The organism is Kitasatospora sp. NPDC001664 (assembly GCF_053596675.1).
This window is the reverse complement of record NZ_JBSFGS010000001.1, coordinates 236,230-259,988: the sequence shown is the minus strand read 5'-3', so window position 1 is coordinate 259,988 and position 23,759 is coordinate 236,230. Positions and strand designations below refer to the sequence as shown.

Here is a 23,759-nt window from a genome sequence, read left to right as displayed (position 1 = left end):
GTCACTCCTCGGGGTCGGAACCGGTGGCACGGCCTGGGTCACGGCCGAGCTCGTGGCTGAGCTCGGCCAGTTCGGAGCCGCCCGCCATCTCGGTGGTGAGCTGCTCCAGGGTGATCCCGGCGCGCGGGTGGCTGCCCGCCATCCTCCCTCGTTTGAGGAGGGTGAAGTGGTCGCCCACCAGATGCGCGTGGTGCGGGTTGTGGGTGATCAGCACCACGCCGAGCCCCTCGTCCCGGGCCGCCGCCACGTACTTGAGCACCACGCCCGACTGCTTGACCCCGAGCGCGGCGGTCGGCTCGTCCAGCACCAGCGCCCGCGCCCCGAAGTGCACGGCCCGGGCGATGGCCACGCACTGGCGCTGCCCGCCCGAGAGGGTGCCGATCGGGCGGTCCACGTCGGGCAGGTCGATGCCCATCCGGGCCAGCGCCTCCCGGGTGACCTCCCGCATCCGGGGGACGTCCAGGCGCAGCCGGGTGCCGAGTTCGGCACCGAGGAAGAAGTTCCGCCAGACCGGCATCAGCGGGACGACGGCCAGGTCCTGGTAGACGGTGGCGATGCCGAGCTCCATCGCCTCCTTGGGCGAGGAGAGCCGCACCTCCTGACCGTCGATCAGGTACCGCCCCTCGTCGTGCCGGTGGAGCCCGGCGATCACCTTGATGAGGGTGGACTTGCCCGCGCCGTTGTCCCCGAGGACGCAGTGCACCTGGCCCGCCGCCACCGTCAGCGAGATGCCCTCCAGGGCCCGTACGCTGCCGTAGCTCTTGCCGACGCCGTCGAGTTCCAGCAGGCTCACCGGCCGCCACGCTCCGCCCGTCGCTTGACCCAGGAGTTGAGCAGCGCGGCCAGCAGCAGCATCGCGCCGAGGAAGAACTTGAACCAGTCCGGGTTCCACTGGGCGTAGACGATGCCCTTGCTGACCATGCCGAAGATCAGCGCACCGAGCGCGCCGCCCAGCACCGAGCCGTAGCCGCCGGTGATCAGGCAGCCGCCGATCACCGCCGCGACGATGTAGATCAGCTCGTTGCCGACGCCCTCGCCGGACTGCACGGTGTCGAAGGAGAACAGCAGGTGCTGCCCGAGCACCCAGGCGCAGAAGCCGACCCCCAGGTAGAGCGCGGTCTTCACCGCGGCCACCGGGACGCCGACCGCCCGGGCGGCCGCCGCGTCGCCGCCGACCGCGAAGACCCAGTTCCCGTACCGGGTGCGCAGCAGCACCCAGGAGCCGACCGCGACCAGGCCGAGCCACCACCAGACGGTGGCCTTCAGCGACATCCCGCCCACCGTCAGCTCGGAGGCGAACAGCCAGCGGCAGGAGGCGAAGCCCTCCATGTCGGCGATCGGCTTGGTGGTGACGGTGCCGGAGACCAGCTTGGTGACGCCGAGGTTGGCGCCGGTCAGCATCAGGAAGGTGCCGAGGGTGACGATGAAGCTGGGCAGGCCGGTACGGGCCAGCAGCCAGCCGTTGGCCCAGCCGACCGCGAGCGCCACCGCCAGCGAGACCAGCACCCCGACCCAGGTCACCGCGGTCAGCTGGTAGCTGACCATCGAGGAGGTGAGCGCGGCGGTGGTGACCAGCACGCCGGCCGAGAGGTCGAACTCGCCGCCGATCATCAGCAGCGAGACCGGCACCGCCATGATGCCGATGGTGGAGGCCGCGTAGAGCACGGTGCCGATCGAGGCGGGCCGCAGGAAGCCGTCCGCGACCACGGCGAAGACCACCAGCACCGCGAGCGCGGCCAGGGCCGCGCCGAGCTCGGGGCGGGCCCGGCGCCGGCGTTCGGGCGGGCCGGCGGTGAGCAGCTCGCGGCTCACCGGGTGCCCCGGGCGACGTAGGTGGCGAGGGCGGCCGCGTTCTCCCTGGTGAGGATCTGAGGGCCGGTCAGCACCGGTCCGCCGCCGCCCAGCACGTCCAGGTTGTAGCGGTAGAGCCAGAGCAGGTCGACGCCCTCGTAGCCCTGGAGGTAGGGCTGCTGGTCGACCGCGAAGCCGACGGTGCCGTTCTTCAGGCCGTCCACCACCTGGGTGCCGAGGTCGAAGGTGTCCAGCTCCACGCCCGGCCGGGTGTCGGCGACGGCCTGCAGGGCGGTGGCGGCGAGCGGGGCGCTGAGGGTGAGCACGGTGTCGACCGCGCCGTCGGCCTGGAGCTTGGCGGAGACCGCGGCCTTGGCGTCGGGCAGGCTGGTGCCGGTGACGTAGAGGGTCTGGAACGGGCCGCCGAAGCCCTCCTTCGCGCCGCCGCAGCGCTGCTCCTGCCCGACGTTGCCCTGCTCGTGGATCACGCAGAGCACCGACTTGCGCCCCCGCTTCGCCAGTTCGGCCCCTGCGGCCCGGCCCGCCGTGGTCTCGTCCTGGCCGACGTGGGTGAGCGCGCCGAACCGGGCGGAGAACTCCTGCCCGGAGTTGATGCTGATCACCGGGATGCCGGCCGCCTTCGCCTTCCCGAGCACCTCGGCCATCGCCTCGCCCTTGGCGAGCGAGACCAGCAGGCCGTCCACCCGCTGGTCGATCGCGGCCTGGACCAGCTGCACCTGGTTCTGGGTCTGGGCGTCGTTGGTGTAGCGGAAGTCGATGTTGTCCTTGGCGGCGGCCTGCTCGGCGCCCTTGCGGACGCCGTCCCAGAACGCGTCGCCCGCACCCGCGTGGGTGACCATCGCCACCTTCCAGCGCGGGGTGTTCACCGCGCCGCCCGCCGTGGCGGCCGCGGAGCGGGCCTGCTCCGCCCGTCTCCCCCCGGTGCTGCTGCACCCCACCGCCGCCGTCAGGAGCAGGGCCAGGAACGGGGCCAGGACCAGAGCCGCGGTGCGGCGAGGGCGGTATGACACTCCGACAGTCTCCAGGAAGCGGCCGCCGCCGCACGGCAACTCGCTGGGAACGGGCCGGACCCGTTCGACGCGTACGCCCAAGCGGGTGGCACACTGGTCCGGGCCGTTCAGACGGTTCTCATGGAGACTGTGACGTTCCTCTCAGCTTTCACTCAGCTTCGGGGGCAACTGACCATCCGTTCGAAAACGTCTGATCCCATCGAAGCGTCCGGGGGCGATCAGGGTCTCCGTGACGGTTGGCGACCGGACAAGAGAACTCGATGCAACTGACAGGCACCCCCTTCCTCATCGTCACGATCATCCTCGTGCCGATCTCCATCGCGGTCGCGATGCTGTACTGGGGCAAGGTCCGCGGGCCTAGAGCGGCCAGGGCGCTCACCCGGCTGGTGATGCTGCTGTTCTGCCAGGTGACGGCCGTGCTGACGGTCTTCGTCATGGTCAACAACGCCAACCTCATCTACGGCAGCTGGGACGACCTGCTCGGCACCGGGGACCACGTCCGCGCCGTGCCGCACGTCACGCCCGACGACCCGAAGGCCTCGCACTCGGCCGAGCCCAAGGTGATCCAGCAGTTCAAGAAGGTGGACGACCCCAAGGTGCCGGGCGACGTGCAGCGCACCGAGCTCAAGGGCCGGGCCTCCGGGGTCGACGGCGAGGTGCTGGTCTGGCTGCCGCCGCAGTACGACAAGCCGGAGTACAAGGACAAGAAGTTCCCCGTGGTCGAGCTGCTCCCGGGCTGGCCCGGCTCCTCCTCCACCTGGTACGGCACCCTCAAGGTCTCCGAGCAGCTCAAGCCGCTGATGGAGAACGGCACCGTGGCGCCGTTCATCCTGGTCTCCCCGCGCACCCTGCTGCTGGGCAACACCGCCGACACCGGCTGCGCCGACGTGCCGGGCAAGGTCAACGCCGCCACCTGGCTGGCCCGGGACGTCCCGCAGATGGTGCTCGACAACTTCCGCGCCGACCCGTCCTCCGACCGCTGGGCCGTCGCCGGGTACTCGGCCGGTGCCCACTGCGCCGCCAAGCTCGCCCTGGAGCACCCCAACCGCTACCGGGCCGGGATAAGCCTCTCCGGGTACAACGACCCGGCCAAGGAGCCCGCCTCGCTCACCGCGAAGGACCCGGCCCTGCGCGAGAAGTCCAACCCGCTGAACATCATCAAGAACGCCGCCCAGCCCCCCAAGGTCGCCCTCTACGTCAGCGGCAACAAGGGCGACGGCTTCGAGGACGCCCTGGCCCTGAAGGCCGCCGCGAAGGGCGCCACCACCGTCCAGCCGGTCGAGACCAGCGGTGCCCACTCCAGCGACGTCTGGAAGCCCATGGTCCCCGACGTCTTCAAGTGGCTCACCACGGTGATCCCGGCCAACGCAAGTGGCTCACCACGGTGATCCCGGCCAACGGCTGACGCGACGTCAACGCCAAGGGCCCGCCCTCCCCCTCCGGGGACGGCGGGCCCTTCGGCGTGTCGCGGCCTCGCTCAGGCCAGTTCGAGGGCCAGGTAGAAGTCGACCCGGTCCTCCAGGCGGGAGAGGTCACGGCCCGTCAGTTCCTCGATGCGGCCGATCCGGTAGCGCAGGGTGTTGACGTGGACGTGCAGCTGGGCGGCGCAGCGGGTCCAGGAGCCGTCGGAGCGCAGGAAGGCCTCCAGGGTGCGGACCAGGTCGGCCTGGTGCTCGATGTCGTAGGCGATGACCTTGTCGAGCAGGCGGCTGCGGAAGGCACGGCGGACCTCGTCGGGGACGGCGGCCAGCAGCAGGACGTGGGAGGCGAGCTCCTCGGGGCCGGCCACGCAGACCCGGCCGACCCGGGCGGCGGCGATCCGGCGGGCGTGCCGGGCCTCCTCCAGGGCGCCGCGCAGGCCGCCCGCCTCGGAGGCGGGGGCGGAGACGCCGAGGGTGATCCGGCCCTCGGAGCCGAGGCCGGCCTCCAGCGGGGCGAGCAGTTCGCGCAGCGCGTCGGCGGGCACGGGGGTGGCGGGGGCGGGCAGCACGACCACCGCGCCGGATCCGGCGCCGGCCACCAGGGCTCCGTCGGTGGCGTCGGTGAGAGCTTCCTCCAGGATTGACCGGCAGGCCCCGTCCGGCAGCCCCGTCCCTTCCGCGCTCAGCACCAACCAGGACCCCTCGGTCACCAGGGGCCCCACCGAATCGCCCTCGTACCGGGCGGCCATCGCGGCCGAGGCGTAGAGCGTGCGGCTGATCTCGCCCGGGTCGGCGTCCCGCTGAAGGAGCGTCAGCACCTCGTCGGCGAGCCGCCGCCGCAGCCGCCGGCCCTCGTCGCGGCGGACCCGTTCGACCGCGACCAGACGGGCCAGGTTCTCGGCCAGCTGCTGGCGCTTGACGGTCCATTCGGTGACGTCGCCGGCCACCACCAGCACCCAGTCGGCCAGCGAGACGTCCGCCTCGGAGCTGGCCGGGGCGGGCAGCAGCGAGTACGAGCCGCCGGCCAGCCGGGCCCGGTGCGGGGGGCGGCGGCGCTGGCGCTGGGCGGCCAGGTTGGCCCGGACCAGCTGGTCCCGCTCCTCGGCGGTGAGCCGGTCGGCGGGGCCGGCCACCACCCGGCCGGTGGGGGCGAGCACCCAGCAGTCCAGGTCGAGGTCGCCGCCGAGCAGGTCGAGCACGGCGTCCAGCCCTCCGCCGCCGGCGGCGGAGACCAGCAGGCGGTGCCGGTCCACCAGGGCGGCCAGGTCGGCGGCCCGGTCGGCCGAGACCTGACGGCCGATGAACTCGGTGACGGTGCCGAAGGCGATGTCGTCGGGCACCGCCAGCAGCGGCATCCGGTGCCGGCGACACGCCGCGACCAGGTCCTCGGGGACCGGCCCGACCTCGGCCTCGCCGGCCGCCAGGGCGACCGCGCCGCCCGCCACGATGGTGCGCACGAAGCGCTCGGAATCGTCCGGGCCGGTGCGCCAGAGCATGCCGGTGAGCACCAGCTCGCCGCCGTGCAGGTACCTGCCCGGATCCTGGAGGTCGGTGGTCATGACACCGCTGACCTGCCGGTCGAGCTCGTCCTCGGCGGCGAGCAGCCGCAGCCTCGGGGCCCCGGGGGCGAGCAGGTCTCGGACGCGCATCCGGCGACTCCTTCGTCTGTGCTTGGTCGTGCCGCTGGGCACTGGGGGGACAGTGTGCCCCATCGGTCCGGAGGTCGGTGTTACGTATCAACCGACGCGTGGTCACGGGGTCGTAGCTTCCGAATCACGGGCGGATTACGGTCGTAAGTGGGGCCTCGCACATCGCTGTACAGGGCAATTGTCCGCCTTAGAGGAACGTACAGGATGCCGGGCGACGTCGAGGCGAGGGCTTCATGCCATCGGTGACTCCCAGTGGGCCGGGTCACAGCGGTTCACTGGCCACACGCCGAACAACCAGTGAAATCCCCGGGCAATGTGCCCACTGTCCGGCGTGACGACTTGAGGAGAGACCCGCATGGAGTTCCTTCGGCCCGCTACCTGGGACGAGGCGCTCGCGGCGAAGGCTGAGTACCCGTCCGCAGTGCCGATCTCGGGCGGTACGGACGTCATGGTCGAGATGAACTTCGACGTGCACCGGCCATCCGCGATTCTCGACCTGAACCGCATCACCGAGCTGACCGAGTGGTCCAACGACGGCGCCGTCGTGAAGCTCGGCGCCTCGGTGCCGTACACCCGGATCATCAACGAGCTCTCCGAGCCGCTGCCCGGTCTGGCCCTCGCCTCGCACACCGTCGGGTCCCCGCAGATCCGCAACCGCGGCGGCGTCGGCGGCAACCTCGGCGGCGCCTCGCCGGCCGGTGACGCGCACCCCGCACTGCTGGCGGCCGGCAAGGACGTCTTCGTGGAGGCGGCCTCCGTCCGCGGCACCCGGATGATCCCGATCGACGAGTTCTACGTCGGCGTCAAGCGCAACAGCCTGGAGCAGGACGAGCTGATCCGCGCCGTCCACATCCCGGTGGCGGACGGCCCGCAGCAGTTCTCGAAGATCGGCACCCGGAACGCGATGGTCATCGCGGTCTGCGCGTTCGGCTTCGCCCTGCACCCGAAGAACGGCACGGTCGGTACCGGGATCGGTTCGGCTGCCCCCACGCCGCGCCGCGCCGCGGAGGCCGAGGCCTACCTGGAGGGCGTGCTCGCCGAGCGCGGCCTGTGGGAGTCCGGCGACCTGCTGGGCACCGAGGTGATCCAGCGCTTCGGCGAGCTGGTGAAGGCCGCGGCCTCGCCGATCGACGACGTGCGCGGCACCGCCGACTACCGCCGGCACTCGCTGGCCGTGATGGCCCGCCGCACCCTCACCTGGTGTTGGAACGACTACAGCAAGCAGATCAGGAGCGCGGCATGAGGGTCACTTTCACCGCCAACGGCAAGCCGGTCGAGGCGGACGACGTCTGGGAGGGCGAGAGCCTCCTGTACGTGCTGCGCGAGCGGGTCGGCCTGCCCGGTTCGAAGAACGCGTGCGAGCAGGGCGAGTGCGGCTCCTGCACCGTCTACCTGGACGGCACCCCGGTCTGCTCCTGCCTGGTCGCGGCCGGCCAGGTGCAGGACCGCGAGGTCCGCACGGTCGAGGGCCTGAGCGAGGAGAACGGCGAGCTGGGCCTGGTCCAGCAGGCCTTCGTGGACGCGGGCGCCGTGCAGTGCGGCTTCTGCACCCCCGGCCTGCTGGTGCAGACCGACGCGCTGCTCGAGAACGACGCCCAGCCGAGCGACAACGACATCCGCGAGGCGCTGTCGGGCAACCTCTGCCGGTGCACCGGCTACGAGAAGATCATGGACGCGGTGCGGCTCGCTTCCGCCCGCAAGTGCGCGAAGGCGGCGGGCGAATGAGCACTCGCACCATCCAGGGTCAGAAGAACCTGCAGAACATCAACACGGCCTCCAAGGACGGCATCGGCGGCTCGCCGCTGCGTCCGGACGGCAACCTCAAGGTCAAGGGCGAGTTCGCCTACTCCTCGGACATGTGGCACGAGGACATGCTCTGGGGCATGGCGCTGCGCTCCCCGCACCCGCGCGCCAACCTGCTGAGCGTGGACATCTCCGAGGCGCTCAAGGTGCCCGGCGTCTACGCGGTGCTGACCCACGAGGACATCCCGGGCTCGAAGTTCTACGGCCTGGAGATCCAGGACCAGCCGGCCCTGGCCATCGACAAGGTCCGCTACCACGGTGAGGCGATCGCGCTGGTCGCGGCCGACCACCCGGAGACGGCCCGCCGCGCGGTGAAGAAGATCAAGGTCGAGTACGAGGTGCTCACCCCGATCGTCACCGAGGAGCAGTGCCTCGACCCGCAGACCTACGGCTACGTGCACGAGCCGCACGAGTTCAAGTCGCACGGCTACGACAACATCTGCCACGAGCAGAAGCTGGTCTCCGGCCTGGGCGTCACGGACGAGGTCCGCGCGCTGGCCGACGTGGTGGTCTCCGGCCACTACGAGGTCGGCATGCAGGACCAGGCCTTCCTCGGCCCGGAGTCCGGCCTGGCGGTGCCCGCCGAGGACGGCGGCATCGACCTCTACATCGCCACCCAGTGGCTGCACGTGGACCGCGAGCAGATGGCCCCCGTGCTGGCCCTGCCGGAGGAGAAGGTCCGCCTCACCCTGGCCGGCGTCGGCGGCGCCTTCGGCGGCCGCGAGGACCTGTCGATGCAGATCCACGCCTCGCTGCTGGCCCTGCACACCGGCAAGCCCGTCAAGATCGTCTACTCCCGCGACGAGTCCTTCTTCGGCCACGTGCACCGCCACCCGGCCAAGATGTACTACGAGCACGGCGCCACCCGCGACGGCAAGCTGGTCTACGCCGACGCCCGCCTGGTGCTGGACGGCGGCGCCTACGCCTCCGCCTCCCCCGCGGTCGTCGGCAACGCGGCCTCGCTGGGCCACGGCCCGTACGAGATCCCGAACGTGCGGATGCACGCCATCGCGCTCTACTCCAACAACCCGTCCTGCGGCGCCATGCGCGGCTTCGGCGCGGTGCAGGCGGCCTTCGGCTACGAGTCGCAGATGGACAAGCTCGCCGCCGAGCTGGGCATGGACCCGGTGGAGCTGCGGCAGCTGAACGCGATGTCCGAGGGCTCGTTCATGCCCACCGGCCAGCAGATCGACTCGCCCGCTCCGGTGGCCGAGCTGCTCCAGCGGGTCAAGGACATGCCGCTGCCCCCGCCGATGGACTTCGAGCACCTGGACATCCGCTCGGTGCCCGGCGCGCTCTCCAACACCTCGCACGGCGAGGGCATCGTGCGCGGCATCGGCTACTCGGTCGGCATCAAGAACGTCGGCTTCTCCGAGGGCTTCGACGACTACTCCACCGCCCGGGTCCGCCTGGAGGTCATCGGCGGCGAGCCGGTCGCGATGGTGCACACCGCAATGGCCGAGGTCGGCCAGGGCGGCGTCACCGTGCACGCCCAGATCGCCCGCACCGAGCTGGGCGTCGAGCAGGTCACCATCCACCCGGCCAACACCGAGGTGGGGTCGGCCGGTTCGACCTCCGCGTCCCGCCAGACCTACATGACCGGCGGCGCCGTGAAGCTGGCCGCCGAGGCGGTCAAGCAGGCGCTGATCGCCAAGGGCCGCCGCCGCTACGGCTGGGACCAGAACGACATCGACCTGGTCGGCGGCAAGGTGGTCTCCGACTCGGCCGGCGTGCTGGTCCCGATGGTCGACCTGCTCGGCGACGAGGCGATCGACCTGACCCGCGAGCACCACCACCGCCCGACCGTCCCCTTCGACAAGGAGACCGGGCAGGGCTTCGGCCACGTCCAGTACACCTTCTGCGCCAACCGCGCGGTGGTCGACGTGGACGTGGAGCTCGGCCTGGTGAAGGTCGTCGAGCTGACGGCCGCCCAGGACGTCGGCAAGGCGCTCAACCCGCTCTCCGTGGTCGGCCAGATCCAGGGCGGCTGCACCCAGGCCCTCGGCCTGGCCGTGATGGAGGAGATCATCGTCAAGGACGGGAAGGTGCGCAACGCCTCCTTCACCGACTACCTGATCCCGACCATCCTCGACACCCCGCCGATCCCGGTGGACGTGCTCGAACTCCCGGACCCGAACGCCCCGTACGGGCTGCGCGGCGTCGGCGAGGCCCCCACCGTCTCCGCCACGCCGTCGATCGTCGCCGCGATCCGGGCCGCCACGGGCATCGCCCTCAACCGGATCCCGGTCCGGCCGGAGCACCTGACGGGCACGCTCTAACACCCGAACCTCCCCGGGGCGGCCACAACGTCTTCCCGCCGCCCCGGGGCGCACCACCCGCAAGACCGCAAGAAAGAACATGACGCACCATCAGGCACCACCCTCGCTGCCGCATCTCCCACGCCGGGGTCAGCAGCAGTGCGCCCCACCCGCACCGCTTGAGTGCACCTCGTGAGTCGATATGTCCCCCTGTGCCTCCTCCAACCGGCAATCAGGTCGACTCGCCCACCCCAACCCCCTATGAACCTTGGGAGTGGACATGACCCGGATCTCCACGGAGCCCGGCACCACTGACGACAGACCCGCCACGGACGACTCCCTCACGCCGTCCGAGGCAAAGCCGCCGAAGAACGCGCTGGACGCCTACTTCAAGATCTCCGCGCGCGGTTCCACCTTCGGCAACGAGCTCCGCGGTGGCCTCACCACCTTCATGGCGATGGCCTACATCCTGCTGCTCAACCCGATCCTGCTCGGCGGCGCCGACAAGAACGGCGTGCACCTGGACCACGCGCAGCTCACCACGGCCACCGCGCTCGCCGCGGCCGTGACCACGATCCTGCTGGGCGTGGTCGGCAACGTCCCGCTGGCCGCCGCGGCCGGCCTCTCGGTCTCCGGCGCGGTATCGGCGATCGTGGTCCCCCACACCACGTGGGAACAGGCCATGGGCCTCTGCGTCATCTACGGCATCGCCATCGTGCTGCTGGTCGTCTCCGGCCTGCGCGAGAAGATCATGAACGGCATCCCCTTGCCGATCAAGCACGCGATCACCATCGGCATCGGCCTCTTCATCGCCCTGATCGGCCTCAACAAGGCCGGCTTCGTCTTCCAGGGCAAGGGCCCGCTGCTCTCGCTCGGCCCCACCGGCGAGCTGGCCGGCTGGCCGGTGCTGATCTTCGCGATCACCCTGCTCACCATCTTCGTCCTGCTGGTCCGCAACACCCGCGGCGCGATCCTGATCGGCCTCGCGGTCGGCACCGTGATCGCGTTCGTGGTGAACGCGGCGGCCGGTCTGGACGACAAGGTCTGGGGCCTGCAGGTGCCCAAGTGGCCCGGCAGCCCGGTGGACGCCCCCGACTTCGGCCTCTTCGGCCACGTCGACCTGTTCGGCGCCTTCGGCAGCCAGGGCATGGGCGCCATCTCCGCCTCCGTCGCCGTCTTCACCCTCGTGCTGGCCGGCTTCTTCGACGCGATGGCCACCATCATCGGCGTCGGCACCGAGGCCGGACTGGCCGACAAGCAGGGCCGGATGCCCGGTCTCTCCAAGGCGCTCTTCGTGGACGGCGCCGGCGGTGCGATCGGCGGCGTGGCCGGTGCCTCCGGCCAGACCGTCTTCGTCGAGTCCGCCACCGGCGTGGGCGAGGGTGCCCGTACCGGCCTGGCCTCTGTGGTCACCGGCGGCGTCTTCACCCTGATGCTGTTCTTCACCCCGATCGCGGGCATGGTCCCGGTCCAGGTCGCCTCGGCCGCCCTGGTCGTCATCGGCTCCATGATGATGAGCCAGGCCCGGCACATCGACTGGTCCGACCGCGAGGTGGCCATCCCGGCCTTCCTCACCTGCGTGCTGATGCCCTTCACCTACAGCATCACCGCGGGCGTCGCGGCCGGTGTGATCACCTACTGCGTGATCAAGGCCGGCCGGGGCAAGTGGCGCGAGCCCGGTCCGCTGATGTGGATCCTGACCGCCGTCTTCCTGGTGTACTTCGCCCTGACGCCGATCAAGGACTGGCTGGGAGTTCACTAGTACCAGAGCCGCTGTGCGGGGGGCCTGCCCTCTCGCACAGCGGCTGGTCCGTTCCACCCCTCAATCCCTCGTAAGGAGCCTCCGAACATGCAGGACATCGCCGAGCAGCTGCTGGCCTGGCACTCCTCCGGGCGCTCCTTCGCCGTGGCCACCGTGGTCGGCGTCTCCGGCTCCGCCCCGCGCGACCCGGGCGCGGCCCTCGCGGTGGACGCGGCCGGCGAGGCGATCGGCTCGGTCTCCGGCGGCTGCGTCGAGGGTGCGGTCTACGAGCTCTGCCAGGAGGCCATCGCCTCCGGCGCCCCGGTGCTGGAGCGCTTCGGCTTCAGCGACGAGGACGCCTTCGCCGTCGGCCTGACCTGCGGCGGCATCCTGGACGTCTTCGTCCAGCCGGTGGTCCCGGGAGCCGACGCCGCCCTGGACGCCGGCATCACCTACATCGCCTCCGGCACGCCGGTGGCCCTGGCCCGCGCCATCGCCGGCCCGGCCGGCCTGATCGGCGCCACCGTCGCCGTCACCGCCGACACCCACCACGGCTCGCTCTCCCCCGCCCCCTCCACCACCGGCCCGCTGGAGCGCGCCGTGGTCGCCGAGGCGCGGGCGATGCTGGAGGCGGGCCGCACCGGGCAGCTGACGCTCGGTCTGGACGGCCGCCCCTGCGACGACCAGGATCAGGGCACCGTCACCTTCTTCGTCGAGGCGTACGTGCCCGCGCCCCGGATGCTGGTCTTCGGCGCGATCGACTTCGCGGCCGCCGTGGTGCGGATCGGCAAGTTCCTCGGCTACCGGGTCACCGTCTGCGACGCCCGCCCGGTCTTCGCCACCGCCCGCCGATTCCCCGAGGCGGACGAGGTGGTGGTCGACTGGCCGCACCGCTACCTGGACTCCCAGCTCTCCGCGATCGACGGCCGCACCGTGCTCTGCGTGCTCACCCACGACGCCAAGTTCGACATCCCGCTGCTGGAGCGCGCGCTGCGCCTGCCGGTCGGCTACGTCGGCGCGATGGGCTCGCGCAAGACCCACCGGGACCGCAACGCCCGGCTCCGCGAGGTCGGCCTGACCGACGCCGAGATCGGCCGCCTGCGCTCCCCCATCGGCCTGGACCTCGGCGCCCGCACCCCCGAGGAGACGGCCGTCTCGGTCGCCGCCGAGATCGTCGCGCACCGCCGGGGCGGCTCCTGCCTCCCGCTCTCCGCCGGGGACGGCCCGATCCACCACGAAGCCGCCCGGCCGCCCGTGGCCGAACCCGCAGTGCCCGCCAGCGCGGCCTGACCCCGCCTGATCCCGCCTCACCCGTCCGGGTGCGCCCGGTGGCGGTCGGCGGGAGCCTGGAGTAGGGGGTCCCCTCCACCGGGAAGGCACCAGGACCATGCGCATGCTCATCAAGGTCGAGTTCGACACCGAGACGGCCAGCCGGCAGCTCGCCGACGGCACCATGCAGAAGTCCCTGCAGAACCTCATGGGCGTGCTGAAGCCGGAAGCCGCGTACTTCGCCCCGACCGGCGGCCGCCGCGCCGCCTACCTCTTCGCCGACCTCCCGGAGGAGGCCGCCCTGGTCACCATGCTCGAACCGTTCTGGGACCTCAACGCCGACGTCAGCGTCACCCCCTGCATGAACGCCGAGGACCTCGCGACCGGCCTCGGCCGGATCAGCGACAGCGGCTGACGACCGCTCAGCCCTCCTCCACAGCCTCGGGAGCAGCTCGGGCGGCAGCAACGGGTAGAGCTCCATGGCGACCGTAAACGCGGCGGCGAGCCGGACAGCCCTGGTCAGCCGCTCGGCGCCGCCGGCCGGCTTACCGGTAAGGAACTCCGCTGCCAACTGCCGCCCTGCGCGTGCGCCGACCCCGACGCCCCGTCAGCTGAGCACCCGCTCCAACTCCCCCGCCAACCCGGACAGCTGCGCCCCCGCCTCCACCCAGGTGGTCACCTCCGCGGCCCACCCGCCCTCAACCGCGCGCCACGGCCGCACCGTCCAGGTCAGCCCGACCAGCCCAGGACTGCGGAACTCCGCCGCCACCGCGAAGTCCCGGTCGTCGCCCTCCCACACCCGCCGGCCCTCCCACGGCCGGAAGTCCGCCAGCAGCTCCCCCAGGAACCCGCCCACCCCGGCCCGCCCCTCCCAGGCCATCACCCCGTCGCCCGCGCCACGAGCCCCGGCGCCCCGAGCCGGACGGTGAACAGGACCCGCCCGTCCCCGGTCCGCTCCGCTTCACCGAACCGCACCCAAACGTCCCGGTTCTCCCGGCACCGCACGGTCACCGTCTCATCGGATTCAGCACCCGGTTCGCGCTTTGAAAGACTCACCTATGCCTCGTAGGGGTCGATCGGCTGGTACGGCTGACGGGCGATGCCCATCACCCGCTCGGGAAAGCGAGGACCGGCTACGTAGTGCCGGGCCTTCGTCTGTCCGACCGCCTCCAGTAGACCGGTCTTGGTGAGGAACTGCAGGTCGCGCGTGGCCTGCTGACTGGTGATGCCCTCCGCCCGCTCGTACCGAGCGCGTCGAACACGACCCGCCATCGCCACCTCGTGCAGGGCCGTCACCTGACGCTCGCTCACCCCGAGGGGCCCGACCTCCTCGTCCAAGGCCATCCAGCATCGGTTGGACCTGTCGACACGATGCTGAACCCGCTGGGCCTGCTGGTGGTAGGCGAGCAGGTTGAACTTGATCCACGGTCGGGTGTCCCGCTCGGGCGACCACACCGGCCCGCCGACGACGCGCAGGACTTTGTAGTACTCCCAGGTGTTGCCGGGTTGGCCGAGCCACTCCTCGATGGAAGAGAACTCAGGCGCCAGTACGCCGCCCCGGGCGATGACCAGCGTCTGCAACGACCGCGAGAGGCGCCCGTTCCCGTCGGTCCACGGATGGATCTTGACCAGATTCAGATGGGCCATCGCCGCACGGACCAGGACGTGCTCCGCCAGGTCACCGTCATTGAGCCAGCCGACCAGCTCCCCCATCAGTCCGGCGACAAGGTCATGATCAGGACCCTCGTAGTCGGTGGCGAGCGGGTCGCCGGGAGCCGTGATCCTCACGGCTCCCCGCCGCCACTGCCCGGCAAGCCGCAGTGGATGGTGGTGACCCTGGAGCATCCAGTGCAGGGCGTTGAGCAGCTCCTTGCTGTACCGGAAGTCGGGCACGTCGTGGAGCGACTGGATGTACGTCATCGCTTGGCGGTACGCCAGCGTCTCCGCCTTGTCCTCGTCACTGGCGTCGACCTCCTTCTCGCCATCGATCAAGTCAGCGACGTCCTGCTCCGTGACGCGGAAACCCTCGATCGTGTTCGACGCTGCGATCGCACTCGCGGTCAAGGCCTTCCGCAGTTCAAGGGTCCACTTCGTCGGCGCCTGCTGGACAGCGTGCCGCAGCTGTTCACGCTTCGCGTCGATCTGTCCGAGCACGTCTTGGTCGGCCGCATCGAGGTGGGGAGTCTGATAGAGCATGCGTCAATGATACCCACTCCCTATCATTCCTACATCCTGTGGACCGCGTGCATGTAGCAGCCGAACTCGACCGCGCGGACGTGCAGCAGGGCCACCTCGGGGTCGGTCAGCAGTTCGGCGGCGGCCGTCTCCAACGCGGCGGGGTCGGTGACCAGGCGGCCGCCGAGGATGGTGCCGCGGTCGGTGTAGGCGCGCAGGACGCGGGGGCCGCCGTGCATGGTGGCGGGCCAGGCGTCGGCCGGGCCGGGGCAGGGGGTGGCGTGGATGAAGACCGGGCCGCGCTCGTCGTAGGGGCCGGGGTCGGCGCCGGTGGCGGTGGCCCAGGGGGCGAGCGGGCGGTAGGAGACCAGGGCGATCCGGTCGCCGGGGCGGGCCTTGGTGAGGCAGCAGCGGAGCGGGGCGCCGCCGGTCTCGTCGGTGGAGAGGACCGGCGGGCGGCCCGCGTCGTCGAGCTCCCGCAGCCGCTCGCAGGTGGCGGGGTCGATCGCGTCGATCCGGAGGGCGTTGGCGGTCTGAAGTGTCGTCATGTCGACCAGCCTGGCCGCTCGACGGCCCGAGGACCGGCGGATAAACGACCTCGCGTTCCGCCGGGGGCCGTGCCATTCTCGGGCGGATGTCCGCACGCAACCGCCGCCTGCCCCGCCACCTGTCCTGGCCGCTCCGGCCGAACGACGTCCGGGCTGCCCTGGGCGTCGGTCCGGCGGCGGCCGTCGACCTGGCGTTCGACGACCGCCCGTGGAAGGACGGCACCCTGCTGCACGTGGCCTGGGTCCCGGCGCTCGACTCGGGTCTCGACCCGCTGAGCAGCCTGCGGATCCGGATCGCCCCGACCCCGGACGCCTACCGCACCGCAGCCCGGCTGGTGAGGCTCGGGCACGCGATGCCGCAGTTCGCGGCCTGGACCGCGGCGGCCCGGGCCGCGTCCGGGGGCTGGGGGTTGAGCGCCCACAGCCGGTCGTGGCGGCTGGCGGGACGCGGCGTCCAGCACCGCGACGACGAACGCCCTTACCCCGATACCGGGTGAGGGACCGTCAGTCGGTGACCGCCAACCGGGCGCCGAAGGCGACGATCACGGTGCCGGTGACGCGGTCGAGCACCCGCCGGGCGGACGGGCGGCGCAGCCAGGTGCGCAGGGCCCGGGCGAAGGCGATCAAAACGGCGGACCAGAGCAGGCCCTCGGCGACGTGGATCGAGGTGAGCGCCACGCCCATCGGCAGGTGCGGCACCCCGGCCGGGATGAACTGCGGCAGGACGGCGACGTAGAAGACGCCGACCTTGGGGTTGAGCAAGTTGGTCAGGGTGCCGCGCTGCCAGCCGGCCCAGAAGCCGCCGGTGCCCAGGTCACCGTCGTCCTCCGGGGCGGCCGGGCCGCCGGCGCTGCGGAGCATCTGGACGCCCATCCAGACCAGGTACGCGACGCCCGCCCAGCGGAGCGTCTCGTAGGCGAGGTGGGAGGCGGTGAGCAGGGCGCTGATGCCCAACGAGCTGAGGGTGCCCCAGATCATCGTGCCGCTGCCGATGCCGGCCACCACGCCCCAGGCGCGGGCCCGGGCGCCGAGGGCGGCGGTGCGGAGGATGAGGGCGGTGTCGAGGCCGGGGGTCAGGGTCAGCAGCCCGACCACCAGGGCGAAGGACCAGAGTGCCGTGGGTATCTCCATGCCCGGTCAGCCTAGGGGGTGGTCACCGCGCGGGGGCAACCAGCCCGTCCGACTGTCCGGAGTCGCGCAGCGCGTCCGCGACGAAGCCGCTCGCCTTCAACTCCTCGACCAGCTCGGTGAGGTAGCGGACCGTCCGGTCCGAGCGTCCCTTCGTCGTCCCGACCGCCTGCCGGATCTCCATGAACCGGCCGTCCAGCAGCCGCAGGCCGGGCTCGGCGGCGACGTACGCGGTCATCGGCTCCCGGATCCCGGCCGCCACCTCCAGCCCCTCCGCCGCGAAGACAGCCGTGCCCTCCGCGCCCCTCACCACCGCCGCCCGACGGAGCGTCCGGGAGAGGTAGAGGTCGTACGCCGAGCCCTCCTTGACCCCGATCCGCACGCCCTCCCGGTCGACCTCGCCGACCTCCCGGATCGCCGAGCCCTCCGGCACCGCGTATACCCCCTCGATGATCACGTACGGCGCGGTGAAGGCGACCTCCGCCTCCCGCGCGGGCTCCACCGCCAGGAAGCAGAGGTCGGCCCGTCCGTCCGCCATCGCCCGGTACGAGTCCCGCGCCGCGTCGAAGCAGAGCAGCTCCACCGGAAGCCCCAGCCGCGCCCCCACCTCTCGCGCGATCGCCACCGTGACCCCGCCGGGCGCCTGCGGCGTCCCGTGCGCGAGCACCGGATTGCCCAGGTTGATCGAGGCGCGGAGCACCCCGGTGGGCGCGAGGTCGGCGGCGACGGCGGCGAGATCGGTCATGCAGGGGAGTCTATGGCTCAGTCGGTGGGGCGGACGCGCTCGGCGACCGGGCGGAACTCCTGGATGGTGGGGTCGTACTCGACGTGCTGACCGGCCGTCAGTTCGTGCGGCTCGGGGGCCAGGATCGAGTCGTGGTAGACGGTGAGCTCGGGGCTGCCGTCGTCGGGGGTGATGTAGCCGTAGCCGTGGTGCATGTTGTAGCTCTTGACGCTTCCGGTGGCCATCGTGTCCTCCAGGAGTGAGGGGTGTGGCTCTCCCCAGTATCGGCGCGTGGCCGCTGGTCAGCCCAGCGGGAGGGTGGCGGTGATGCGGAAGCCGGAGTGGTACGGGGCGGCGGTGAGTTCGCCGCCGAAGACGGCGATGCGTTCGGCCAGGCCGAGCAGGCCGTGGCCGGTGGAGAGGGCCTGGCGGGCGGCGGGGGTGCGGCCGGCGCCGTCGTCGGTGACCTCGACCCGGAGGGCGTCGGTCCAGCGGAGACGGACGGTGGCGCGGGTGCCGGGGCCGGCGTGCTTGGCGATGTTGGTGACGGCCTCCTGCACCAGGCGATAAACCGTCATGTCGACACTGTCCGCCAGTGGCACCGGGACGCCGTCGGTACGCAGCTCGACGTCCAGGCCGGTGCGGCGGGCCTCGGCGAGCAGCCGCTCCAGGTCGGCCAGGCCGTGCCGGTCCAGGCTCTCCTCGCCGACCAGGCCGGTGGAGCGCAGCAGCCGCAGCATCCGGCGCAGCTCCGCCACCGCCGAGCGGCCGACCTCCTCGATGTGCCCGAAGGCCTCGGCGGACGGGCCGGCGGCGGCGACCCGCCCGGCCTCGGCCCGCATCACCATCACGGCCACCGCGTTGGCCACCACGTCGTGCAGCTCGCGGGCGATCAGGGTGCGTTCCTGCACCACGGCCCGGCGGGCCTGCTCCAGCTGCTCGCGGTCGCGCTCGGCGGCGGCCCGGTCGGCCCCGGTCCAGCGGGCGACGGCCCAGGCGGCGCTGGTGAGCCAGAGGTAGAAGACCAGGGTGGAGACCAGCGCGGCCAGCTCGTAGCCGGGCATCGACTGGTCGGTGACCACGTAGCGGACCTTGAGCGCCATCGGGGCCAGGCTGAGCAGCAGGGCCCCGGCCGCGACCGGGAGGCGGCGACGCTCGGCCACCGTGAAGAGGGCGATCAGGAAGCCCAGGTAGGGCGTGAAGTAGAAGGTGTCCTGGTACAGGGTCAGCGCGGCGGTGCCGGTGGCCAGTGCCCAGAGCAGCAGGAAGGCACCGGCGGGGTGCCGCCGGCGCAGCAGCAGGCCGCCGAACTCCGGCAGGGCCAGCAGCAGCACCAGCAGCCGGTCCCCGCCGGTGGCGGCCGGGGAGAACAGGCCGCCCCAGAACAGCACGTCGGCGGAGGTGGCGACCACCGCCAGGGCGAGGTCCTGCACCAGGGGCGAGCGCGGCCAGGAGAGGGGCACGGCAGCCGCCCCGCTCAGCGGACCGCGGCGCAGGGCTTGCAGTAGCTCACGCAGCAGATCGGGTTGAGGAAGGACTCCAGGGCGTCGTTGCCCTTCTCGTACCACCAGTCCCCCGGGCCGCGGTCCACCTCGGGGCGGGCCACCGGGTAGCCGAGCTCGGCGAAGGTCTCCCAGAGGTCGCCGTGGTGGCTCCGCAGCACCTCGCCGAGCCGGGCCCGGGTGTGCACGGCCACCGCGTTGCGGTAGCGGGAGGCGCTGACCAGGGTGAGCACGGCGGCCGAGACGTCGAAGTCCTCGCCCTTGTACGCGGTGAGGAAGACGCCGCCGGCCCGGATCGCCTCGGGCGGGGTCTCCCCCTCGGGCCCGCTGCCGCCGTCCGGCACCTCGGCGATCCGGACGAACAGCCGCTGCCAGGGGTCGGCCAGCTCGGTCGGCGGGCTGGGCACCAGCACCGTCCGGGGCGCGGCGAGCAGGCCGTAGCCGAGCAGTTCGCCGGAGCGGTCCTCGGGTGCGGCCAGGTGCACGGTGACCCGGAGGGCGGGCAGCGGGGTGGGTGTGGTGGTCATGGTTCGGTCCTCCGCTTCGCCGCCGGAGCGGCTGGCTGGACGGCGGTGGGCCCGGCCCGCCCTGACGGTGCGTCGGAGGTGACGGTGCGTCGGAGCGGGGCCGGGCCGTACGTCCGTCCCAGTCTGCGGCGGGGCCGGTCCCGGGCGGATGAGGCGCGGGTCCCGGGTGTGTCCCGGGCCCACGGCCCGGGGGCCTCAGGTCACGTTGAGCCGGGCGGCCAGCCGGAGCAGGCCGGGGGCGAAGCGGCTGAGCAGGTAGGCGCCCTTGGCCTCCGGGGTGACCGGGACGACGGCCTTGCCGGTGCGGACGGCCTTGAGGATCTCGACGGCCACCTTCTCCGGCGGGAAGTTGCGCCGGGCGTAGAGCTTGGAGGCGCGCTCCTGCTTGGCCGACTGCTCCGCCTCGGTGGTGGCCGAGAAGGTGGAGGTGCGGGTGATGTTGGTGTTGACCAGGCCCGGGCAGATCGCCGAGACGCCGACGCCGGAGGCGGCCAGCTCGGCCCGCAGGCAGTCGGAGAGCATCTTCACCGCGGCCTTGCTGGTGGCGTACGCGGCCAGTGCCTTGGAGGGCAGGTAGGCGGCGGCCGAGGCGAGGTTGACGATGTGTCCGCCGTGGCCGCGCTCGGCCATCAGGGTGCCGAAGGCGCGGCAGCCGTGGATGACGCCCCAGAGGTTGACGTCCAGGACACGCTGCCACTCCTGCTCGGTGGTCTGCAGGAAGGTGCCGGAGTGGCCGATGCCGGCGTTGTTGACCAGCACGTCCGGCACGCCGTGGTCGGCGGCGACCTGCTTGGCGAAGGCGTCCACGGCCGGGCCGTCGCTGACGTCCAGCCGGTACGCGTGGCCGGTGCCGCCGCTCAGGGTGCACAGCTCGGCGGTGCGGGCGGCGGATTCGAGGTCGAGGTCGGCGACGACCACCCGGGCGCCCTCGGCGGCGAAGGCCAGTGCGGTGGCCCGCCCGATGCCGCTGCCGGCGCCGGTGATCACCACCAGTTCGCCGGGTGCGGCCGGGCCGCGGTCCTGTCCGGCGGAGACGGCGGCGGTGAACTCCCGCACGTGCCCGGCCACCACCGCGCCGTGCTCCAGCAGGGCGGACCAGTGGGTGCCGTGCACGGTGCGCCGGGTGAGCTTGGGCGCCCAGTGCTCCAGGCCCTCGGAGAGGAAGGGCTCCACGTAGTGGTCCCGGTCGAGGGTGAGCAGCTGGACGGGGACCTCGGTGTAGCGCTCGCGCGGGGCGCGCACGGCCGGGCGCATGTTGGCCCGGTAGAGCTCGATGCCGCGCACCGCGTCCTGCTTGAGGGTGGGCTGCGGGTGCCCGGGGCGCGGGTTGACGCCCTCCAGGTCGTGCAGCACCCGCGGCCAGGCGCGGGCCAGCCAGAGCCGCCAGGTGGCGGGGGCGAGCAGCGGCAGGTGGAAGGCGGTGATGTACCAGGAGTGCGCGCCCTGCACCAGCAGCTGGCGCAGGTGACGGGGCGTCGGGCGTCGGAAGCGCTTGCGCATCCAGAAGCCCATGTGGTCCAGGCAGGGGCCGGACATCGAGGTGTAGGAGGCGATCCGCTGCTCGGAGCCGGGCTCGGTGACGGCCTCCCAGGACTGCACCGAGCCCCAGTCGTGGGCCACCACGTGCACCGGCCGGTCCGGGCTGACGGCGTCCGCGACGGCGAACAGGTCGGCGCCCAGCAGCTCCAGCCGGTACCCGTCGCGGTCGGCCGGGACGCCGGACTCGCCGGCCCCGCGCACGTCGTAGCGCACCACGTGGTGGTCGGCGGCCAGGTCCGCGGCCACGTCGTCCCAGACCACGTGGGTGTCGGGGTAGCCGTGCACCAGGATGACGGTCGGGTGCGACGGGTCGCCCTGCTCGAAGACGGCCAGCGGCAGGCCGTGGGAGTGGACGGTACGGCGGCGGATCATCGGGCGGCCCCCTCGGTGGTGGTCCAGCGGCGGACGTGCGGCAGGTCGTCGTCGAGCCAGTAGGCGTCGTCGTCGGTGACCACCAGCAGTTCCTCGAACTTGATGCCGACCTCGCGGAAGCCGATGTGCGGCTCCACCGCCCAGATCCCCGGCGTCGGCGCGTGCCGGGAGGAGCGGCCGTCGGCCCAGAGCGGCGAGCGGCCGTGCAGCCGCTCGCTGATCAGCTCACGGCCGAGCGTCTGGAGTGTACGCACGCCGAAGCCGAAGAGGTTGACCCCGGCCGGGCCGCGGGCGGTGTTCCTGGTCACCTGGTGGCCGATCACCCGGCCCGGGTAGACCTTGTGCCGGTTGTCGTAGCCGTGCGCGGCGATCTGGGCGTCGACGGCCTGGTAGACCTCGTTCAGCGGCTTGCGGGCCCGCACCTCACGGAGGATCAGCTCCCGGTAGACCTGGAGGTCGGCGGCCAGCCTGTCCCAGATCGGGTTCTCGCCGACCTTGCCGCCGTAACCGATGTCGGCGGTGTAGCCGTCCACCACGGGCGCGCAGTCGAGGACGTACGGCATGCCCTCCTCCAGCTTGCGCTTGCCCGCGAAGAACTGGAGCGGCGTGTGGAAGTGGCGGAAGGCGGTGCGGTCGCCGAACCAGGCGAACGGGACGTGGAAGAAGTCCTGCACCCCCGCCTTCACCAGGCACTGGCGCAGCTTGAGGGTGGCCTGACGCTCCGTCACACCCGGCTCGATCCAGGCAGCGACCTGCTCGGCGCAGTGGTAGGCGAGCTGCTGGGTCTCCCGGAAGCGGGTGAGGTCCTGCTCGGTGTAGCCGAAAGTCCCGGTGCTCATCGGTCCTCCAGGGTGAGGTGCTCCCCCTCGGGGGCGCGGGAGACGCAGGGCAGGAAGGCGCCGGCGGCGCGGTCCTCGGGGGTGAGGCGGCGGTCCCGGTGTTCGGGGGTGCCGGAGGTGACGCGCAGTCGGCAGGTGCCGCAGAAGCCCTGGTGGCAGGAGTAGGCCAGGGCGGGGTTCTGCTCGCGCAGCACGTCGAGTGCCGAGCGGTCGGCGGGGACCTGGAGCTCCGGGCCGTCGCCGAGGCGGACGGTGAAGGGCTTCCCGTCGACGACCGGGGCGGCGCCGAAGCGCTCGAAGTGCAGCGAGGCGGCCGGGGAGGCCTCCAGCGCCCGCTGGACGGCGGCCAGCATGGGGGTCGGGCCGCAGCAGTAGACGGCGGAGCCGGGGCGGGCCCGGGCGAGCAGCTCCTCGGCGGGGGTGGGCGGGCCGGTGAGCACCTCGACCCGGTCGGCGCCCAGGGCACGCAGCTCGGAGAGGAAGGGCATCGAGGCCTCGTCGCGGCCCGCGTAGACCAACTTCCAGTCCAGGCCCAGGCGTTCGGCCTGGTGGACCATCGGGAGGATCGGCGTGACGCCGATGCCGCCGGCCAGCAGCAGCACGGTGGGCTCGGCGCAGAAGGCGAAGCCGTTGCGCGGGCGGCGGGAGGTGAGGCGGACGCCCTGGTGGAGCGCGTCGTGCACCTCGACCGAACCGCCACCGCCCCCGGGGATGCGGCGCACCGCGATCCGGTAGGAGCGGCGGTCGGACGGGTCGCCGCAGAGCGAGTAGTGCCGCACCAGGCCGGAGGGGAGGGTGAGTTCGAGCCGGGCGCCGGGCTGCCAGCCGGGCAGCGGGGAGCCGCCCGGGTCGGCGAGGCGCAGCTCGGCCACGCCGTCGGCGATCAACCGGTGCGAGACGACCACCAGTTGGAGCGGCGGCACCGGCCGGGCGGCGGGGCGGCGCGGGTTGCGGCGCAGCCCGGGGCCGCCGAACCGCGGGTTGAGCCAGTCGGCGAAGGCCGTCAGCCGGCTCATGTACCGGTCCGCCCGGGGACGGCCGTAGAGGTCGGGCGGCAGGTCCAGGTCCATCCGGACGGGATCCTCTCGGTGCAGGAACGGCGGGGCGTGGGGTGGGGGTGGGGCGAGCGGAGCGGACGGGCGGAGCGGGCTGGCGAGCGGGCGAAGCAGGCAGGGCGGTGCTGGCCGGCCGGCGGGTACCGCACCTGCGGCTCCGCCGGCCGTGGCGGGCCGGTTCCGGTGCCCCGGTGACCGGCGTCGGCCGTGCCGCGTCCGCAGCGGCCGCCTGCGGCACGGCGCCGGCCGTGGCCACGGGCTGCCGGGGCGGATGCGGCGGCCGGGGCTCCTTCCCGTGTCCGCTCGGTCTGACCGCCCGTCAGGGCGCCCCCGGCCGGCGGCCCGGCGGGGGTGAGGGCCGACCGGCCGCCGCCCGCGCCCGGTCGG

General features: G+C 72.6%; 23 protein-coding genes. 8 read left to right on the top strand and 15 right to left on the bottom strand.

Annotation, left to right across the window (positions count from 1 at the left end):
* Window position 1: 1 nt before the first annotated feature.
* The 3 genes from ACWCYY_RS01270 to ACWCYY_RS01260 are packed head-to-tail and all read right to left on the bottom strand — an operon-like array spanning window position 2 to window position 2,822.
* Entirely contained in the window at window positions 2-793 is a 792-nt protein-coding gene (locus tag ACWCYY_RS01270; protein WP_345280180.1) for an ATP-binding cassette domain-containing protein, read from the bottom strand.
* On the bottom strand, window positions 790-1,812 hold the full coding sequence (locus tag ACWCYY_RS01265) for an ABC transporter permease (protein ID WP_449794725.1): 1,023 nt from the start codon (window positions 1,810-1,812) through the stop codon (window positions 790-792). The genes ACWCYY_RS01270 and ACWCYY_RS01265 overlap by 4 nt, the downstream gene beginning before the upstream one ends.
* Window positions 1,809-2,822 carry a substrate-binding domain-containing protein gene (locus tag ACWCYY_RS01260; RefSeq protein WP_446685262.1) on the bottom strand — a complete coding sequence of 338 codons (1,014 nt, stop codon included), beginning with the start codon at window positions 2,820-2,822 and terminating at the stop codon, window positions 1,809-1,811. Before ACWCYY_RS01260 ends, ACWCYY_RS01265 begins: the two co-directional genes overlap by 4 nt.
* 260 nt (window positions 2,823-3,082) lie before the next feature.
* On the opposite strand from ACWCYY_RS01260, the gene ACWCYY_RS01255 reads away from it, so the two are divergent.
* Window positions 3,083-4,210 (top strand): alpha/beta hydrolase, encoded by a 1,128-nt coding sequence (locus tag ACWCYY_RS01255; RefSeq protein ID WP_449794724.1) that lies wholly within the window; start codon window positions 3,083-3,085, stop codon window positions 4,208-4,210.
* 89 nt (window positions 4,211-4,299) lie between these two features.
* Here ACWCYY_RS01255 and ACWCYY_RS01250 read toward each other — a convergent pair whose 3' ends face one another.
* The gene (locus ACWCYY_RS01250) at window positions 4,300-5,892 is read right to left on the bottom strand and encodes a PucR family transcriptional regulator (RefSeq protein WP_345280186.1); all 1,593 of its coding nucleotides are present in this window, start codon (window positions 5,890-5,892) and stop codon (window positions 4,300-4,302) included.
* Between the two features lie 355 nt (window positions 5,893-6,247).
* On the opposite strand from ACWCYY_RS01250, the gene ACWCYY_RS01245 reads away from it, so the two are divergent.
* From ACWCYY_RS01245 to ACWCYY_RS01220, 6 genes are all read left to right on the top strand, one after another.
* Window positions 6,248-7,135, top strand: a complete 888-nt coding sequence (locus tag ACWCYY_RS01245) for an FAD binding domain-containing protein (protein ID WP_345280188.1) — start codon at window positions 6,248-6,250, stop codon at window positions 7,133-7,135.
* On the top strand, window positions 7,132-7,617 hold the full coding sequence (locus tag ACWCYY_RS01240) for a (2Fe-2S)-binding protein (RefSeq protein WP_345280190.1): 486 nt from the start codon (window positions 7,132-7,134) through the stop codon (window positions 7,615-7,617). Before ACWCYY_RS01245 ends, ACWCYY_RS01240 begins: the two co-directional genes overlap by 4 nt.
* Entirely contained in the window at window positions 7,614-9,974 is a 2,361-nt protein-coding gene (gene pucD / locus ACWCYY_RS01235; protein ID WP_449794723.1) for a xanthine dehydrogenase subunit D, read from the top strand. Before ACWCYY_RS01240 ends, pucD begins: the two co-directional genes overlap by 4 nt.
* 259 nt (window positions 9,975-10,233) lie before the next feature.
* On the top strand, window positions 10,234-11,715 hold the full coding sequence (locus ACWCYY_RS01230) for an NCS2 family permease (RefSeq protein WP_449794722.1): 1,482 nt from the start codon (window positions 10,234-10,236) through the stop codon (window positions 11,713-11,715).
* 87 nt (window positions 11,716-11,802) lie between these two features.
* Entirely contained in the window at window positions 11,803-12,984 is a 1,182-nt protein-coding gene (locus tag ACWCYY_RS01225; RefSeq protein ID WP_345280196.1) for an XdhC family protein, read from the top strand.
* A gap of 97 nt (window positions 12,985-13,081) precedes the next feature.
* Window positions 13,082-13,378, top strand: coding sequence for a hypothetical protein (locus ACWCYY_RS01220; RefSeq protein ID WP_449794721.1), 297 nt, complete (start codon window positions 13,082-13,084; stop codon window positions 13,376-13,378).
* 192 nt (window positions 13,379-13,570) lie between these two features.
* Here the strand turns inward: ACWCYY_RS01220 and ACWCYY_RS01215 are convergent, their stop codons facing one another.
* The 3 genes from ACWCYY_RS01215 to ACWCYY_RS01205 all read right to left on the bottom strand — a co-directional run bounded on the left by ACWCYY_RS01215 (window position 13,571) and on the right by ACWCYY_RS01205 (window position 15,686).
* Window positions 13,571-13,843, bottom strand: coding sequence for a DUF6228 family protein (locus ACWCYY_RS01215; protein WP_345280199.1), 273 nt, complete (start codon window positions 13,841-13,843; stop codon window positions 13,571-13,573).
* Between the two features lie 176 nt (window positions 13,844-14,019).
* Window positions 14,020-15,159 carry a Fic family protein gene (locus ACWCYY_RS01210; protein ID WP_449794720.1) on the bottom strand — a complete coding sequence of 380 codons (1,140 nt, stop codon included), beginning with the start codon at window positions 15,157-15,159 and terminating at the stop codon, window positions 14,020-14,022.
* A gap of 29 nt (window positions 15,160-15,188) precedes the next feature.
* The gene (locus tag ACWCYY_RS01205) at window positions 15,189-15,686 is read right to left on the bottom strand and encodes a DUF1203 domain-containing protein (protein ID WP_449794719.1); all 498 of its coding nucleotides are present in this window, start codon (window positions 15,684-15,686) and stop codon (window positions 15,189-15,191) included.
* 86 nt (window positions 15,687-15,772) lie between these two features.
* Between ACWCYY_RS01205 and ACWCYY_RS01200 the strand changes: the two genes are divergently transcribed.
* On the top strand, window positions 15,773-16,183 hold the full coding sequence (locus tag ACWCYY_RS01200) for a hypothetical protein (RefSeq protein ID WP_449794718.1): 411 nt from the start codon (window positions 15,773-15,775) through the stop codon (window positions 16,181-16,183).
* Between the two features lie 7 nt (window positions 16,184-16,190).
* Here the strand turns inward: ACWCYY_RS01200 and ACWCYY_RS01195 are convergent, their stop codons facing one another.
* The 8 genes from ACWCYY_RS01195 to ACWCYY_RS01160 all read right to left on the bottom strand — a co-directional run bounded on the left by ACWCYY_RS01195 (window position 16,191) and on the right by ACWCYY_RS01160 (window position 23,387).
* Window positions 16,191-16,817: a LysE family translocator gene (locus ACWCYY_RS01195; protein ID WP_449794717.1), complete on the bottom strand. Its 627-nt coding sequence runs from the start codon at window positions 16,815-16,817 to the stop codon at window positions 16,191-16,193.
* A 22-nt stretch (window positions 16,818-16,839) separates the two neighbouring features.
* Entirely contained in the window at window positions 16,840-17,559 is a 720-nt protein-coding gene (locus tag ACWCYY_RS01190; RefSeq protein WP_449794716.1) for a transporter substrate-binding domain-containing protein, read from the bottom strand.
* Between the two features lie 17 nt (window positions 17,560-17,576).
* The gene (locus ACWCYY_RS01185; RefSeq protein WP_345280209.1) at window positions 17,577-17,783 is read right to left on the bottom strand and encodes a cold-shock protein; all 207 of its coding nucleotides are present in this window, start codon (window positions 17,781-17,783) and stop codon (window positions 17,577-17,579) included.
* Window positions 17,784-17,840: 57 nt separating this feature from the next.
* Entirely contained in the window at window positions 17,841-19,001 is a 1,161-nt protein-coding gene (locus ACWCYY_RS01180) for a sensor histidine kinase (protein ID WP_449794715.1), read from the bottom strand.
* 14 nt (window positions 19,002-19,015) lie between these two features.
* Complete coding sequence (locus tag ACWCYY_RS01175) at window positions 19,016-19,567, bottom strand: hypothetical protein (protein ID WP_449794714.1); 552 nt, start codon at window positions 19,565-19,567, stop codon at window positions 19,016-19,018.
* Between the two features lie 195 nt (window positions 19,568-19,762).
* The gene (locus ACWCYY_RS01170) at window positions 19,763-21,478 is read right to left on the bottom strand and encodes an SDR family oxidoreductase (RefSeq protein ID WP_449794713.1); all 1,716 of its coding nucleotides are present in this window, start codon (window positions 21,476-21,478) and stop codon (window positions 19,763-19,765) included.
* Complete coding sequence (locus ACWCYY_RS01165; protein ID WP_449794712.1) at window positions 21,475-22,317, bottom strand: M24 family metallopeptidase; 843 nt, start codon at window positions 22,315-22,317, stop codon at window positions 21,475-21,477. The genes ACWCYY_RS01170 and ACWCYY_RS01165 overlap by 4 nt, the downstream gene beginning before the upstream one ends.
* Window positions 22,314-23,387, bottom strand: coding sequence for a PDR/VanB family oxidoreductase (locus ACWCYY_RS01160; protein ID WP_449794711.1), 1,074 nt, complete (start codon window positions 23,385-23,387; stop codon window positions 22,314-22,316). Before ACWCYY_RS01160 ends, ACWCYY_RS01165 begins: the two co-directional genes overlap by 4 nt.
* Window positions 23,388-23,759 lie beyond the last annotated feature (372 nt).

What these genes read in the sequence shown, in the direction of transcription:
- ACWCYY_RS01255 (WP_449794724.1), top strand. Translation starts at nt 3,083, where the DNA reads ATGCAACTGACAGGCACCCCCTTCCTCATCGTCACGATCATCCTCGTG.
- ACWCYY_RS01250 (WP_345280186.1), bottom strand. Translation starts at nt 5,892, where the DNA reads ATGCGCGTCCGAGACCTGCTCGCCCCCGGGGCCCCGAGGCTGCGGCTG.
- ACWCYY_RS01245 (WP_345280188.1), top strand. Translation starts at nt 6,248, where the DNA reads ATGGAGTTCCTTCGGCCCGCTACCTGGGACGAGGCGCTCGCGGCGAAG.
- ACWCYY_RS01240 (WP_345280190.1), top strand. Translation starts at nt 7,132, where the DNA reads ATGAGGGTCACTTTCACCGCCAACGGCAAGCCGGTCGAGGCGGACGAC.
- pucD (WP_449794723.1), top strand. Translation starts at nt 7,614, where the DNA reads ATGAGCACTCGCACCATCCAGGGTCAGAAGAACCTGCAGAACATCAAC.
- ACWCYY_RS01230 (WP_449794722.1), top strand. Translation starts at nt 10,234, where the DNA reads ATGACCCGGATCTCCACGGAGCCCGGCACCACTGACGACAGACCCGCC.
- ACWCYY_RS01225 (WP_345280196.1), top strand. Translation starts at nt 11,803, where the DNA reads ATGCAGGACATCGCCGAGCAGCTGCTGGCCTGGCACTCCTCCGGGCGC.
- ACWCYY_RS01220 (WP_449794721.1), top strand. Translation starts at nt 13,082, where the DNA reads ATGCGCATGCTCATCAAGGTCGAGTTCGACACCGAGACGGCCAGCCGG.
- ACWCYY_RS01215 (WP_345280199.1), bottom strand. Translation starts at nt 13,843, where the DNA reads ATGGCCTGGGAGGGGCGGGCCGGGGTGGGCGGGTTCCTGGGGGAGCTG.
- ACWCYY_RS01210 (WP_449794720.1), bottom strand. Translation starts at nt 15,159, where the DNA reads ATGCTCTATCAGACTCCCCACCTCGATGCGGCCGACCAAGACGTGCTC.
- ACWCYY_RS01205 (WP_449794719.1), bottom strand. Translation starts at nt 15,686, where the DNA reads ATGACGACACTTCAGACCGCCAACGCCCTCCGGATCGACGCGATCGAC.
- ACWCYY_RS01200 (WP_449794718.1), top strand. Translation starts at nt 15,773, where the DNA reads ATGTCCGCACGCAACCGCCGCCTGCCCCGCCACCTGTCCTGGCCGCTC.
- ACWCYY_RS01195 (WP_449794717.1), bottom strand. Translation starts at nt 16,817, where the DNA reads ATGGAGATACCCACGGCACTCTGGTCCTTCGCCCTGGTGGTCGGGCTG.
- ACWCYY_RS01190 (WP_449794716.1), bottom strand. Translation starts at nt 17,559, where the DNA reads ATGACCGATCTCGCCGCCGTCGCCGCCGACCTCGCGCCCACCGGGGTG.
- ACWCYY_RS01185 (WP_345280209.1), bottom strand. Translation starts at nt 17,783, where the DNA reads ATGGCCACCGGAAGCGTCAAGAGCTACAACATGCACCACGGCTACGGC.
- ACWCYY_RS01175 (WP_449794714.1), bottom strand. Translation starts at nt 19,567, where the DNA reads ATGACCACCACACCCACCCCGCTGCCCGCCCTCCGGGTCACCGTGCAC.
- ACWCYY_RS01170 (WP_449794713.1), bottom strand. Translation starts at nt 21,478, where the DNA reads ATGATCCGCCGCCGTACCGTCCACTCCCACGGCCTGCCGCTGGCCGTC.
- ACWCYY_RS01165 (WP_449794712.1), bottom strand. Translation starts at nt 22,317, where the DNA reads ATGAGCACCGGGACTTTCGGCTACACCGAGCAGGACCTCACCCGCTTC.
- ACWCYY_RS01160 (WP_449794711.1), bottom strand. Translation starts at nt 23,387, where the DNA reads ATGGACCTGGACCTGCCGCCCGACCTCTACGGCCGTCCCCGGGCGGAC.